This is a genomic window from Sporosarcina sp. NCCP-2222 (genome assembly GCF_023168145.1).
Taxonomy (GTDB): domain Bacteria; phylum Bacillota; class Bacilli; order Bacillales_A; family Planococcaceae; genus Sporosarcina.
In genome coordinates, this window is sequence record NZ_BQYK01000001.1 from 163,925 (window position 1) to 178,410 (window position 14,486).

The 14,486-nt window shown below is 45.9% G+C and carries 17 protein-coding genes; all 17 read right to left on the bottom strand.

From position 1 onward, the window contains the following. A partial coding sequence (locus NCCP2222_RS00920; RefSeq protein ID WP_248508747.1) for an XkdQ/YqbQ family protein occupies nucleotides 1-864 on the bottom strand: 864 nt, incomplete at its 3' end. Then, the gene (locus NCCP2222_RS00925; protein ID WP_248508749.1) at nucleotides 861-1,517 is read right to left on the bottom strand and encodes a LysM peptidoglycan-binding domain-containing protein; all 657 of its coding nucleotides are present in this window, start codon (nucleotides 1,515-1,517) and stop codon (nucleotides 861-863) included. The genes NCCP2222_RS00920 and NCCP2222_RS00925, both read right to left, overlap by 4 nt. Before the next feature lie 11 nt (nucleotides 1,518-1,528). Beyond that, nucleotides 1,529-4,417 carry a hypothetical protein gene (locus NCCP2222_RS00930; RefSeq protein WP_248508751.1) on the bottom strand — a complete coding sequence of 963 codons (2,889 nt, stop codon included), beginning with the start codon at nucleotides 4,415-4,417 and terminating at the stop codon, nucleotides 1,529-1,531. 164 nt (nucleotides 4,418-4,581) lie between these two features. After that, the gene (locus NCCP2222_RS00935; RefSeq protein ID WP_248508753.1) at nucleotides 4,582-5,073 is read right to left on the bottom strand and encodes a phage tail assembly chaperone; all 492 of its coding nucleotides are present in this window, start codon (nucleotides 5,071-5,073) and stop codon (nucleotides 4,582-4,584) included. Nucleotides 5,074-5,091: 18 nt separating this feature from the next. Beyond that, nucleotides 5,092-5,532: an endoglucanase gene (locus tag NCCP2222_RS00940; RefSeq protein ID WP_248508755.1), complete on the bottom strand. Its 441-nt coding sequence runs from the start codon at nucleotides 5,530-5,532 to the stop codon at nucleotides 5,092-5,094. A 17-nt stretch (nucleotides 5,533-5,549) separates the two neighbouring features. Then, entirely contained in the window at nucleotides 5,550-6,941 is a 1,392-nt protein-coding gene (locus tag NCCP2222_RS00945; protein WP_248508757.1) for a phage tail sheath N-terminal beta-sandwich domain-containing protein, read from the bottom strand. Nucleotides 6,942-6,946: 5 nt separating this feature from the next. Then, nucleotides 6,947-7,219, bottom strand: a complete 273-nt coding sequence (locus NCCP2222_RS00950; protein WP_248508759.1) for a YqzN/YkzM domain-containing protein — start codon at nucleotides 7,217-7,219, stop codon at nucleotides 6,947-6,949. After that, nucleotides 7,209-8,048, bottom strand: coding sequence for a hypothetical protein (locus tag NCCP2222_RS00955; RefSeq protein WP_248508760.1), 840 nt, complete (start codon nucleotides 8,046-8,048; stop codon nucleotides 7,209-7,211). Before NCCP2222_RS00955 ends, NCCP2222_RS00950 begins: the two co-directional genes overlap by 11 nt. 2 nt (nucleotides 8,049-8,050) lie before the next feature. Continuing rightward, nucleotides 8,051-8,476: a hypothetical protein gene (locus NCCP2222_RS00960; RefSeq protein ID WP_248508761.1), complete on the bottom strand. Its 426-nt coding sequence runs from the start codon at nucleotides 8,474-8,476 to the stop codon at nucleotides 8,051-8,053. A 1-nt stretch (nucleotide 8,477) separates the two neighbouring features. Continuing rightward, nucleotides 8,478-8,861 carry a hypothetical protein gene (locus NCCP2222_RS00965; protein ID WP_248508762.1) on the bottom strand — a complete coding sequence of 128 codons (384 nt, stop codon included), beginning with the start codon at nucleotides 8,859-8,861 and terminating at the stop codon, nucleotides 8,478-8,480. Beyond that, complete coding sequence (locus NCCP2222_RS00970) at nucleotides 8,861-9,220, bottom strand: hypothetical protein (RefSeq protein WP_248508763.1); 360 nt, start codon at nucleotides 9,218-9,220, stop codon at nucleotides 8,861-8,863. The genes NCCP2222_RS00965 and NCCP2222_RS00970 overlap by 1 nt, the downstream gene beginning before the upstream one ends. A gap of 16 nt (nucleotides 9,221-9,236) precedes the next feature. Further along, on the bottom strand, nucleotides 9,237-10,301 hold the full coding sequence (locus tag NCCP2222_RS00975) for a phage major capsid protein (RefSeq protein WP_248508764.1): 1,065 nt from the start codon (nucleotides 10,299-10,301) through the stop codon (nucleotides 9,237-9,239). Nucleotides 10,302-10,315: 14 nt separating this feature from the next. Continuing rightward, nucleotides 10,316-10,711 (bottom strand): DUF2190 family protein, encoded by a 396-nt coding sequence (locus tag NCCP2222_RS00980; protein ID WP_248508765.1) that lies wholly within the window; start codon nucleotides 10,709-10,711, stop codon nucleotides 10,316-10,318. A gap of 15 nt (nucleotides 10,712-10,726) precedes the next feature. Further along, nucleotides 10,727-11,905 (bottom strand): hypothetical protein, encoded by a 1,179-nt coding sequence (locus NCCP2222_RS00985; protein ID WP_248508769.1) that lies wholly within the window; start codon nucleotides 11,903-11,905, stop codon nucleotides 10,727-10,729. A gap of 14 nt (nucleotides 11,906-11,919) precedes the next feature. Next, complete coding sequence (locus NCCP2222_RS00990; protein WP_248508771.1) at nucleotides 11,920-12,102, bottom strand: hypothetical protein; 183 nt, start codon at nucleotides 12,100-12,102, stop codon at nucleotides 11,920-11,922. Beyond that, complete coding sequence (locus NCCP2222_RS00995) at nucleotides 12,103-13,080, bottom strand: structural protein (RefSeq protein WP_248508773.1); 978 nt, start codon at nucleotides 13,078-13,080, stop codon at nucleotides 12,103-12,105. Between the two features lie 3 nt (nucleotides 13,081-13,083). Then, nucleotides 13,084-14,486, bottom strand: a 1,403-nt coding sequence (locus NCCP2222_RS01000) for a phage portal protein (RefSeq protein ID WP_248508774.1), incomplete at its 5' end; no start/stop codon positions are given.

The following is a 14,486-nucleotide window of genomic DNA, read 5'->3' on the forward strand; positions in this document are numbered from 1 at the left end:
ACTGTATAGAACATCTTGAATCACTCCGAATTGCGTGTTACCTTGCACAGTTACACTTATCTTCGGACGTTTATCCTTATTGGGATCTTCCTTTTTCAAAGCCGTTGCCTTCACCGTCTGAACCTTGGCTTTTTCCCTTTTCTCACCTTTGGCCAACTTCTTCTTTTTCTTCGGTTTGGGCTTCGGTTCGTTTCCGTAAATCTTGACCTTCGTGACAAGATTCTCGATTGAGCGCTCGTCAGAACTGGTATTTACCGTTACATCGGTGAGTTCGTAAACCGTCTTATTAGTTCCCTCACGAACTATCTCAAACTTTCCTGCTGTTGAACGAGGGATAAATCTTCCTCCGCCCTTCTGCCTTGCTTCTTTTAAACGACTGCCAATGGTTTCGCCGATGTAGCCGTTATACATTCTCCTACCAAGGGGGATACTTGGCCCGTCAATACGTCCAAGCGGAATGCCTTGTTCAGCTGCGATTTGCTTAATGCTCGCATCAGCTTTCATCCCTGATGGAAAGAAATAATGTTCTTTCGAAATCATTGTGTTAAAAGATGGATCGTACGCTGTGAATTCAACAGTATGATTTTCAGCGTTTGTTTTCCAACGCTTGATGGAACCGCGAAAGATTTCCTTCCATCCGTTTCCGTCTGTCGATTCGAGTATTAAACGCTTATCCAAAAAAACGTGCTGATGAATCCAACCATCAGCACGTTTGACATTTTTCATTTGAACGGAAAGTCTTGCGGCCATTTCTCCGTCCATTTCCTCGTGAGTACATGATTCGATGAGTTCCGTGATATTTATTTTTGAACCGTCAGGAGGAAGGAGAGTGAGCTTATAATCGACTTTTGTTAAATCAATCATGTCAACCACCTCTCTGGTATCGTTAACTTTTCTCCTGGATAAATTAGATTGGGATTACCACTCTTTAGTTTGCCTTTATTGGCAGCCCATAGCTCTGTCCATTTATTCGCGGAACCACAATACTTCCGGGCAATTACAGATAAGTTTTCTCCCTTTTGAACCGTAACGCTTTTAGGCTTCGGCTTTGTTTCCCTTGCATTCTTCTTGCTCGACGTATTTGGCTTCACTTCTTTAACAGTGAAATCACGAAACTCGGTAAGCGAAAGAGAGTACCGAACGTCCCCAAATCCATTAGGTTCGCTCGGCTCAAAAGTAGAAAGAAATACAGGAATGTTCCAATCCGTTTCAGTCACGATGAACCTTACCTTCTTCCCGCTTGCCCCTTTAGCTTCAGTCCATTTACGGAGTGTTGAGATAATCTCCTGCGGTGTAAGCTCACTAGCGAGATCCGGTATGGCCGTCTGGAACTCACCCGGTAGAAGCCCTTCCAGTGAAAACCGAGTAGGCAAACGTCCACGCGGCAATTCAATTGTTCCTAGTGCAATCGGATCAAAAACTAGCACTTTCGTGCCAATCGTAGCTTGCATCCTTTCAGGAGCAATCGGCAAAACGAGTGCTTTATTATTCACCGGATCAACAAACGAAAATTGCATCCCTGCACCTCCTATGCATATCGGTTCACTAAGGCTTCACGAAGCTGGCTGGCAAATTCAAAGCCGAACTTCTCTAGGGCCTCTCGAACGATTGTCTCTATATTTTCTTTGCTGAATAAGCCTTCTAATATGATGGACATTGGTCCTAACTCCACATTTACATCAATTTTGTTGCTTGAAGCCTGTGTCGATCCAATTGGCGTCGAGTAAGTAGAAGTGTCCACAAGTGGTTCAACCGACTTCCCTACTAATCCTCCGTTGGCATACGGTCGAATACCTAGCATCCTGCCAGTCCGTTCGTATAGCTCCATTGCTCGACTGCGACGGCCACTAGATAAAGGGATAATCATTTCAGGACCAGCTTCACCGACCAAACCAAAGTGAGGTTGGTTAATGTAACCACCATTTGCATATGCACTTGTTTTAAGGCCTGTTTTCTTTGAACCACGGTTTGTAAATACTCTAAGGGCTGCGCTTGCTCCGGCTTTAGTCAAATTAGCTTTTTCGGCGACAGCACCTCCGACACTTGCAGCACCTGCCTTTAGCAGGTCTAGTTTTTCGCCTATTTCCTTTGCGATTGCACCAAATCCAGTTCGCAATGGTCCAAATACATTCTCTTCGAACCAGCCAGATGCTGCACTCCAGGCTGACTTAACTAAACCGTAACCTTCTTCGAATTTTTCTCCAATGGCTCCTCCGATAGCTTCAGCTCCTGCAGAAACGGGGGACCACACATTTTCTTCGAACCAGTTTGCTGCAGGTGTCCAGATTGACGAAACAATGCTTTTAGCCTCTTCAAAACGACTACCAAACCAATTACCGACAGCTTCGGCGCCTACTGAAACTGGAGTCCAGACTGTTCTCTGAAACCAATTAGACACAGGAGTCCATAAAGTCATAAGCTTTTCCTTGCCAAAATCCCACATTCCAACAGCAGTATTCAGAGCATTGATCGCTAAATCTTTTGAAGGGGTCCAAACAGTACTACCAAACCAACCTGAAAAACCGGACCATTTATCTTTGATCCAGTCTCCTGCCTCTCCGGCCTTTTCTTTGATTGTATCCCAGTTATTTGCAATCCACTCTCCACCAAACGAGCCGCCAATTCCACCGACTACTCCACCGATGGCTCCGCCAATTGCTGTACCGACACCAGGTACCACAGAACCCAAAGCAGCACCAGCCAGTGCCCCACCTTTAGCTCCTGCAAGTCCTCCCGCGAGTCCGCCGACTATTCCGGCCCGCTCGTTTTCACCCGCCGATGCTACAGAAATGAGTCCTAAACCCGCACCTAACAGCGGCACCTTTTTGAGTAATTTGTTATTACCCAACTTACTCCAAAAGCCTTTTGGGGCAGGAGGAGGTTTAGCTCCAACCATCCGCTTCATGGCTTCTGAGTACGCATCCCCTTTTACGGGAGTTTTCGTAGCGACCACAGTAGCAGCAGTGTTAGTGATAGGTGGTTTAGCTCCGATTTTCCCAAGCTTACCACCCATCCACTTGCCACCTTTTCCGAGCGCTCCACCCATTTTCAAGAAAGGTGCGAGTATCATGCTTCCCGCTGCACCCGCAAGAGCGGTCGCTGCCGTTGCACCACCGATTGACTTTGGTGAAGGATCCTCAAATGCATTCTTCCACAAATCACCGATAGTACTTAGTCCTTCCGTAATTCCGAGGACCACACCATCAAAAATAGCCTTTCCGATAGAAAGGCCAGTCTCAGATGCCCATGGTTTTCCGGTAGACTCCCACCATGAACTAACCGCGGGCTTGCCTTTATCCGTCCACCATTGGTTTATGTCGGAAAGAACAAAACTTACTTGTCCTTTAAAATCAAGATTCCGGAAATCATCGTTATTTAAATAACGATCGCGGATAAAGTTGAATCCTGTCTCTAATTTTGAAAAAGCCCACTCAGATGCTCCTTCACCGGCACTTCTTATGGTTTCTTTCCATCGTCCCCAAGTATCCTGGTTGTTTTCAAGCCATTTGTTGATAGCGTCCAGACGCGGCTTCATCGGTTCAAGAAAACCTGTACCGAACGAACGGAAAATTGAACTACGGTATCCTTTCAATGTTGAGATTATACCTTCGGACGTCTTAGCGAGTTTATTTGCCCCGCCTTCGAATTTCGTTGCTAATTGCTTTAGGACACCTGCATAGCCGATCCTATCAAATTCTTTCTTTGAGAATTTGACATTGAACGCTTTTAGTCGTTCCATCTCGCCCATTTGCGCATCTGCCAAAGCTTCCATTGCATCGGAAACTGTTGCATCGGGAGTAAGTGCCGACATGTCGGAAGCAAGCCTTAATAAGTCTTTGGCTTGTTTAATATCGCCGTTTGAAACTCCGATGCCACGAGTAAGCGCCGGGAACAACTCAACAGAACTAAAAGGAGTGGTATCTGCAAATTGTCCCATCCACTTAACAAGTTCTTTGGCCTGTTTAACATTCCCGCCCAACCAGTGAGTCATCGAAACCTCGTATTGCTCGAAACTCATAGCCGCGCCAACAGTAGCTTCCTGTAGTTTGTTTATACCGACAACCGATAACGCTATGGTGATTACTGCAGGTATACTCGTAATCATCCGCCCTATGCCTCGTATAGTACTTGAAGCCATGTCAACGGCTCGAAGGATAAAGCGATAATTACGGTTTGCGGTACGGCTTATGAATGACGAAACACTTAATGCAACTCTGGATGCTTGGTCGACTGCTCTAAGTGTCACCGACCAACGACCATTAGTTAAATCATCTAATCGTTTATTAACCCTTCGGGCGGTTCTTTCGATAGCACCTTCGAACTTCGTTACTTGTTTTTCAGCAGACCTGATTTGTCTACTGTAGCCATCTGATGCTTCAATGGGTATTTCAATTCGATAAACTTCCCGCTTGGCCATTCTTTATCGACCTCCCCTCATATTCAGGAGTGCCGCTCGTTCCTTCGCTTCTTTTTCAAGTTGGTAGCTCATCGCTTCGTATGCGAAGTTCTGTACGCCAATCGGCTTTTCAAGAATTTCATCCGGTAGTCGTCCCGTTCGAACAAAAATTTCGGACAGGAGGGTTATTCGTCCTCCTGCCCTGATGAGTTTTTTAATAGTTCATTTCCTTCTGAACCAAAACCGGACAAATCATCAATGATTTCAATAACCGCGCTCTTTTCTCCGGCTTTTAAAATTTTATCGATTAGGTCAATACCATTAAGTACATTGGTTTGTTTCCATGCTTGTTTGTTATTCCAAAGCTTGTCACGGTGTTCCTTGACTGTGGCATGATATATCAATGAAGATCGGAATCGAGGGACATTGGTTTCCTCAGGAACTTTGACTCCCCCAAGATTTTTCGCTTTCTTAAACTTCGTCGCTTGATCTTGCAAGTCGTTGTACTCTTTTTCGGATAGGCCACGCACATCAAATTCAAATAGCGTCCTGCCGTTTCGGGCAATTTGAATTGTACGTACATCATCCTGATTGTCTTCGTAAGCATCCAAAAGACCGCGAAGGAACGAATCCTCCACGGTCAACAATTCTTCTTGATTCAATTTTTCTTCCGTCATTTATAAATCCCCCTTTTATTATGCAGAGCGCAATACGCCTGTAAAATTGAGCACTTCACCGCGGTTTCTTGACCTCAAGCGTGGCATGATTTTCATAAGAAGCTGCGCATCACGGACAATTGTTTCTGTAAATGTGATAGTAACTGAGTACGTGTCCGGGACTGCCCATGTAATTGCTTGTCCTGCTGGATTGTAGTCGACATTTGTGAAATCGATTTGCATGTTCCAAGTGTTGACTTCGGCTAGGAAATTGCCATCACCATCGTACAACTCACCATCTTTGCCAGTTAGGATATTACGCGGATCAAATTCTCCTGCATCTAATTGTTCCTGAATCTCCGGTGGTAAGTTTGCACGAAATGTCCATTCACGATTAAGCACATCACCAGGAGCCACGTTCGCAAGTGTCACAGAGCCGTCTGGAACACAATTACGGAATATATAGCGACCATTACTCATTCTTTTTCATCCCCTTCTCAATACTGGAATCCGAATGCAAGGTAAGCTTTTTCAAGCCCATCAAGATCGACCAGGTTATTAAACTTGAACCAAGCAGAATCACCTTCTGGAGCATTGTCTGGATCAACAATCATTTCGCCAGATGCAAGTGCTCCTTCACGGATCATCTGACCAATCTCACCATTTGCGAGAGTAATCAACGTTTGCCTGCCATCGTCCCAATTGTCAATATTATTCGCCATCGCTTTATGGACCTTATTTGTGATTCGGTCAATAAGTTCATAGCGTGTACGCACACGTCTTAGCTTCTTCCATCCCTCATCCTCATCTTCACCAAGCGAGACAAGTGTGTTGATACCATAATCAATTTGAGGGATGCCATCTGAATTGAGAGAGAACGCCATCATGCCATTACGAGCAGCTTCATCATATTGACTAGCAGTTAATTCTCCGTGGATGCCTGTTCCACCTGTAATGGTCCGCCCTGTCAAACTGGATTTGTATGAACCCGATATGAATTCACCAAGGACCCGAGCGGCTGCTGTGGCACCTTCCAGAATACCTGTGATGGTTTCCACGCCGTTCCCGATATATGCAACGGCAAAATCATTAAATGACTTTGCATGCGAAATGCGTGTTTCGAAAGGGACACTTGGCTTCTCTCCAACAAACATTGTCATGCGATATCCCTCACGGATTTTCCGGCGGACGAATGCATGAAGTGCGGCATGAATCGCCGGGTCTTCCGAATCCACTGTAATGGAATCAAAGAATTTCGTCTCTGTCGCCCCGAAAGAATTTGTATAATCCTCTGCTATTGTTTCCGGATCCGCACCGCCAGTCATCTTTTGATTTAGAATACCGGTGAGCTTACCGTCTCCCGTGTTGGTTGCGGTTAAATATTTACTGCGTACCAGAACTGCTGCCACTAGAGAACTTGCTTCATTCTCTCCAGCTACGAACGTAAGGGACTCAATTTGCCGGCCGCCTTCATACAAAAGCAGCTCTTTTTGCGAGGGATCAAGAGCATCCCGCACAGTCACATAAAATTCTCTTGATGTCGGGTAAATTGTACGCAATTCAACAGATTGACCTGCACCGGCAGTCAATGAAAGAGACGCTGATGTTCCACCAGCTCCAATACGCACAGCATGAACAAAATATGCGCCACCTTCGAAAATCTCCTTTACTACATCAGCCCCGGTTCCGGTTCCAAGCTTTTCTTTTACTTGGTCTCCGTTTTCGACAGTGATTACACTTCCTACTGGACCCCAATTGGATTTCACTACCGCCGCTCCGACGCCAAGTGGACGGGAGTAACGTCCATAGCCCCCAGCGTTATACCAACGTGTAAAAACACCGGGACGTGCTTTTTGTTCCCCCAGCTTAAACATTGCTCCGATTGCCATTTAATTCACACCTTCCTATTCTTAAATTCTTCGATGGCCTTTGTCACCTGACTACGGGATAGTTTATCGCCATCCACCAGTGACAAAGCGCCCGCCAACACTTCTGGCATGACGCCAAAAGCAGAAGGGGACGCTTGGATTTCAGCACGAGTATAGAGCGTTTCACCAACCACCGGCTTGTTCTCTTTAGTAGCTTCCTGCGGCGCAGATTCAGGGACAATACCCTTTGCTACATCTTCCGCAGTCACCAATTGCTCCTTTATTTTTTCATTCGACATGTACTTCTCCTCCTCTCTCGGAATCAAAATAAGCGTGTTTCAAGAACGGATAAACTTCCGGTTCTCGCAGCACGCCGAATTTTACTGTTAATTTTATTTGTCCATCTCGGAACGGATCGTAGCCATCGTCTGCAGACACTTCAAGGAAACGCATCTTTGAATGGTCCGACATTCTTGTCACGTGATCAATAGCCAACTGACGGACTATCCGGTCGACATAATGCCTCCGGATAGATGCATCAGGCGTTATGACATGACCGTTGAGTTGCATTGTCACCCATGCTCCCCAGTTCATCGGCTCAACTTTTGTTGTCGAATCGATGCGCCAATATAGTGCTGGCGTTGTGTCTGAAGGCGACCATAGCAACGGATCGAGTTGCATCATTGGGAACCGTTTGGTCGACCATGCCTGCAGTGCACTAACGGGGTCGGGTTCAATCGGTTGATGAAGCAACCATGCCAATGAATATATCTGAAAGCGCAAGCCCCGAGTCAAAGCATCCCAATCCTCGTCGACCGTATCCTCTGACGCCGTTCCAATGTACTCTGCATAGTGAGGGACACCAGCAACATCAAAACGCTTCTGGTGCAAAGCAGATACCACTTCTTTTGAAATGGCATCCACCTGTTTGAATGTCGTGCGTTTGACAAACGGCCATACCTCATACATAGAGGTAAAGTTCGAATATGCTTCCCCAGTATCTTGAGAGCCTTCCCTCAGCACAAGTGATGGTTTAGGCATGTCAGGACCAGCTGCAGACGGTTCCCAAACCTCTCCATTCACGGAAGGAACATTGGCGACCAGGATAGTCCTTAGTTCATCTCTCAATGTCAACCCTCCCAATACTTACGGACAGCGCGCTTGATCTCCGGCCACTGCTTATCCGCTGTTGGTCTAATGATTGGTTGAGCAGGCATACCTTTGGTTTGTTTTGCGAAAATCACTCGGCCACCCATCGTGAACCGTAATGCGTTTGCATTCTTAGGAACAATTGGAGATCGATGCGGACCGTATAGGCCAGTCCCCTCTTCCAAATAAGTTCCGACCATAGAACCGTGTGCCAAAAATGCCATAGCACCTTTGCTCGTCTTTTCACCGCCACCATGAATAGCTCTTCTTGTATTGCCTGTACGGTCTTTCCACGAAGCATCACGTTTTGCCTGCGCTTCAAGGTTTTTACCGATGCTAACGGCTAATAAATGCAATCCGGCTCTCTTGCGATTCAAATGTTCTTTCGCTTGATCTCCAAGCGCCATATTACATCACCCTTTCGAGCTCACCTTGGTAACCCACTATTTGACCGTGGATAGTTTGTGGATATATAGCTTTAACAAGGAACTTCATGCCCATCGCTTCGAATTCGTCCTTAACTGTCGTACCTGCTCGAATATCCGCTTCATAATCTGCTAGTAATCCAAAGTAACGATCAACTTGCTTTTCTCCTGCAAGAGTCATCACTTTTTGAACAGTGTTTGAATTTGAAACAAATATACGGACAACAAAAGGTCCAGCCGTCGACTCGGTTTCCCCAATGTGTCCGTCCATTTTCTTCTTTTCGGTTCGTTTGATTGTGATATAACTTGGGTTTTGTTCGATGTTCCACTTCGTATGCTTTCGCCGCATCTCAACAAGATTCTTCATCACATCACATCCGGCGTTTGGAATTTAAGAATTAGGCTGCCAGTATTCTCTTCCTCGACGACCAATTCCTCCGCCTTGTCAGCGTAGTGCTTTGCCATGGCTAAGGCATAAGATGAACGGTCTTTGATCGAGGTCAATTCATACTTTTCGTTGCCGGAGGAGTAACCTTTGATTTCTTCATCGAACAGCCCGGCTTTAATCGTCCATATTTCTGCGGCCAATGAAAAGACGTTACTGTGTTCCAAAAACATTAACGCCAGTTCCTCATCCGTGAATAGAGGTGATTCCCCCACTCCTACTGGAATGGGGTCATTCACCATGAGCCGTAGCCGTTTGACATCCAGTACAGTTGGCTCCATTTATATCCCCACTTTCTTATTGGCCGGGAAACTCGATTACTTGGACGTTTTCTTCTACTGCTGCAAATACACCCCTCCAGAAGTCACCAACAATCTGCGCTTCCACCAATCGAGACAGGTCGCCAATAGTGGAGTTAACTTGCAACCCTTGTTTTACAAGCTCCTTGAATCCGCGCTTCGGACGGATGAGGAATGCTTTCCCTTGTGGAACACCTGGATACGCATATTCCTTCCGCGCTACATTCGTGTCCCAACCATCGTAATAGATGATATCGGAAATGCCTGCTGTCGCTCCATACGGCGTTGCCTGAATCGTCATGCTGCCGAGCGCGTCCTGAATATCCTCTTTATCTGCCGAGTTGGCGAGAAGGACTGTCCCCGGGCGTTTGGCAACACGAGCGTCTTTGAGAGCCTGACGTAATGTCGCGCGAAGAGAAAGCATGTAATGTGCGCCTGTCTTGTTTTCAAGCGCCTTGCCAAGTTCATTTGTGTACTGTGCCGCCGTTTTGTTCGCGGCTTTGTAGTTATGTTGAATGATCGGGCCAAGATGCAGATGATTCAGTAGGGCATTATGAGCTTCCCCGAATGCACGGTTCATGATTTCAAAGTTGAACATCTGATTAAAGATTTCCATTTCCTTTGTGTACTCAAAACCGGCAGCATATCCCTTGATGCGCGCAATTGGTCCACTCTCCGCTTGCAAGGAGCCGAACTTTACTTCTTCACCTTCCAAGTGTTCGAAGAAAATAACAGCACCAGACTGTGCCCATTTCGCTTCAAATTCCTTCGGGAAGTTTGGATCAGTAAGTGTTTCATAAATTGGTTTATAGAGAACAGGTACTTCCTCGCGCCCAAGTTCTACATCAAGGACCACTTTCTGAACCAATTCCTTACGAGCTGTTTCAGAAGTCATCATCTCACCAAGCGGCTTGTCATAATCAATGACTTCCATCTCGCCATTAACAATCTTTTTAGGAACGGTCTCCTGTTTTCCGTTCAAAACAAAAGGAACCACAGTTTCTACGGTTCCTTGACGACGCTTTTCTTTAAGTTCTTCAATCGAGTGTGTGCGAATTGTCATGTTTAATATCCCCCTTATACCTGTGGTCCAAGAATGAACCAGATAACGTTATTTTGGTCTTTGCCTTGTGTAACACGTCCGACAAGTCGATTTTCTCCTGCCGTTCCTGCTTCTGGCGTGAATTTGCCAGCTGTGAAATATATCTTGTCTCCGGCGTTGAATGCCTTGGTCGTCTGGATCTGATCCGTTTCATATTCAGCCTGTTCGATATTCAAAATGACTTCTGACGTTTCTCCTGAACCTGTTGTCACTGACTGCATAGCCGTTCCAAAGAAGCCGTCCAACTCATAGAAGCCGCCTGCGACGATTGTTGTATTAGCCGGAACCGATACTCGGACACTCTTTCCATCAGATACTTTTGCTCGATAAGATTGATATTTGGTTGTTGGATATGCTCTTGCTTCTGGCATGTGTAATCTTCCTCCTTAAAGCGATACGCGCTTTGTTTTTAATTGGTTTGTCTTTTGTGTGCTAGAACTGCCGCCAACGCCTGCCGGCTTGTCTGTATGGTAATTGCTGATAATTGATTTAACACTTTCGTCAGCGAGGAAATTGTCCATTTCGCCAGCAATCTGTTCTTCCGTCATTTCCGGTTTGATTGCATTAGAATGGTATGACCACAACTTGCCGATAACGGTCTTCGGATCAGCAATATCCTTTCGGACGGCATCGGAAGTAACCTTCTTTTCCATCATTTCGCCAACAGTCTTCTGAAAGCCCGCTGTTTCCTGCTCCTTCATTGCTTTAGCTGCATCCTCTGCTACTTTCACAATATCCATTTCACCAGATACACCAAGGGCAGTCTCAACCTTCTTTAATGTATCAACGGAAGCCGTGATACCTTCAAGCCACTTCTTGTCGATATCGGCTGCCACGTCCTCAGGCTTCCATCCCATTTCCCCCGCAATCATTGGGACTGTAATTTGTTTGTTAGCAAGCATTTTTTTCAATGCCGCCAATACTTCTTCTGGATTCATTGTTTTTCCTCCCTCATCTTCCATTTCTCCTGTCGGACCCTCACCATCGAGACCCCACATCTCCCCGCTCATTGCAACGATACGGGTATTCATCCCCGCACGATCAAGCGGTGTCCAGTCAATTGACAACGGTTCATACCCTACGACATTTGTTTCCCCTGCTACCTTTTGAATTTTAGGCATCCCGAAAATAGAAACCTGTTTAATCCGACCCGACTTAATCCAACGTTTCAGGTCTTGCGCCGCCGCATCCACGACGCCACGAAAATAAGCAACCTCTCCTACCATCTTCGCGCCAACCCAATGGGTGACAGGAGGTAAGAATTGATTGCTTACTTCCTCGGGCTTCTGGTGACCGAGGAAACCATTTAAGGTGTTGCTGTTTACCGCGTCGACAATATCCCTCAAAGAATTTGCTGTGTAGTTCCACCCACGCTTAGACTTAGAAGCAGGAATCTCTACCACCACCTCTAATGGTTCTGGATCCCCTTTCTTCAATTCGTCCACATTGACGGATGGAGCTGTAGGGATATCATCGATGCGCATCTCACCAGCTAAGTTGCCGAAGAGCTGAAAGATTTTCTTTTGAGTTTGCGACATTTCGCCGCAGATGATTGGTACATTCATGTTTTCACCACCTTTCAATCGTCTTCAATGCTCTTCTGTAAATCTCTGAAATACTTTGCTTGTTCCACTTTCACTTGCTTGGTCAACTTCTTTTCTGCAAAATGCCTATCAATCATTAAGCAAATGCCTGTAATCAATTGAATTGCAAGAAGAATTAGTATCCCATAAAAAAGTGATAGGTTTAGTGTAACGGTCATTTAAAACTCTCCTGTCTTATAAACAGTCTGATACCACTTTTCAATATCTTGATGTGTCAGAGGATTAGCCTGCCATTCGATTAAGCGATCTACAAATGAATCCAGCTCCTCCACAACCTCCGACAACGTACACAAGCAGTTTGGATGGGCTGGATATTCCGGCATCTCATGTAGACGATATACACCGGGACCAAGCCCATTGTCTTTCGATGCAATCTCTTTGCACTTGTCACATGTGTTACCGCCGTTCGACGTGCTCCATCTTATCCCTTCGTTTGAAGGGTTTATTTCTGCTGCCTGCATGGCCGCTTCCCCGAACGCTGCTGCCATTTCTGTCCGGGCAAGGCGTAATGATTCATAGCACATATCCATCGGGATGTTTCCTTCAAGACGAGCAATCATGTCGGGATACTGAGAAACCAGTGACTTGGCACCATTCCTCACGAAACCCTCAAGCATTTCCGCCACTCTGTATGGATGCTCCCCAGCCGCAATTGCTTCTTGGATGATGGCGCCCATGCTTTGACGGGCAACTCTGCTCTGTCCCCATATGCGATCGGAGAGGGTGAGTCCTTTTATTACTCTTGTTTGCATCGCTTCAACAGCTGCAGCATGTTTGCGGAAGTACACCCGCTCGATTGGTTTCCAGTCTATTTTGGCTTTATTCAATATACGAAGAGTTGCCTGTTTGGATTGATGCATCCCTGCTTCCACGCTGATAACTAAGCCACTTCTGAATAGTTCGCTAAGAGCGTCTTCAATAGACATGGCGCTTTCAGCAAGCATTGCATCCAATAAAACAGGAATCTGCGATGTTTGTCCTTCACGTTCCAACCGCCTAATCTCTTTGGCAAGGTCATCGGCAGCCCGTTGGAAAATTAACCGAATATCACGGTCTTGCTGCAGAAGAAGCTCAATAAGCTTTTTTCGGGCTTCAAGTGATAAAGTGCTGTACTTAGATAGATTGGTAATATCCATTTATCAGCCCGCCTTTCTGCCGAGCGTCTGATTAATCCGGTTCAATTGTTCTTGAAGACTTTCTTCATCGGGCATTCGCGTACGATTAAGGCGCGTCTGCATTATTCGGTCCTTTTCGCTCTCGCCTTCTTCGGCTTCGTATTCGTTCATTGTGTCAATTAGTGTTGCTAAATAGTTGATTGCCGACTTCTCGCTAATAATGTTGGTGTTCAGCGCTGCAACCAACGCATTAACAACATTCAAAAGTTCCTCACTGATCTCTTTTGATGTTCGCGGGTCGATGTTCACCCATTGCAATTCAGTTGCAAACGTTCCGAATGATGCGTTCTCGGCATGAGAAGTCATAGCAAGGACAATACGAGCAAGCCGCTGCCAGTTATCCGCAAAGTGCTCTCGTTTCCGCTCAATGGAGCGAATAAGGATTGGCATTTGTTCTTTTACAGAAGACAAGGAAGATGGTGTATGAACACCGAAAACAAATTCAGGTGTTTCCGAAGTATCGACGATGCAATAAAAAAGAAGCTTCAAGAGCTCTTTTGCATCACCTGTTGCCGACTTAACTTCAATGAATTCGGCATCTTCTTCATCTGCCAGCATTAATAGTTCATGGCCGTCTAAATTGAGCGTACCGCCTTTTCTGGCAAACTCAGCTGAATCAGTCACACCGAAGTTATTCCGCAGAAACTTGTCAACGTTTTTTAACTTGAGTTTCAACCGCGGTGTACTATGCATCTTGCTTCCCTTCATGGCATGAAGCATGACATCGTGATAGGCCTTCAAAAACGGTTCGATAGGCTCCAAATCAGATTGCCCGTATACACCTTCATCACCCTCATTCTTAAAATGTACGATCGGAATGAAGTCCCAAGGAGTCTTTTCAATGCCCTCTTCAACATCCGGCGGAGTGTCACCGTCTATTTCAATTTCTCGTTCCCCACGACGAATACGCTGGGTTATCGTCGCTTTCTTTTTATTTCCGTTCTCATCTTCCCAGTTATGAGAAGAAACAAGTACATATTCCTGCACGACTCCGGTCAATGGATGACGAATAATTTCCTTCACTTGCCCAGGAGGAATGAAGTTGTATACCAAACGGATTGGTTGCTCTGGATATAGCGAAAGGTCTTGTTCCTCTTCACGTGTGATCCACACATAGCAATCACCGTCCCGCAGGCTGTCTCTGGTCGTCCGCTGCATATTGGATATATTGGACTCAAAGAAGCCGTCCAGCACCTCTTGTGCATCTTTGTCGGTGCTCTTAAAAGCAGGAACACCCATAAAGCTGACGGTATTATTAATGACCGACTTAGCAAAGCCGGCGCCCAGCTTATAATCATCATGAGTATTGTAGTAGAGCTGTTTAGTCAACTCATAGTCAACCTTGCTGCTATCCAGCTTGTATCCCG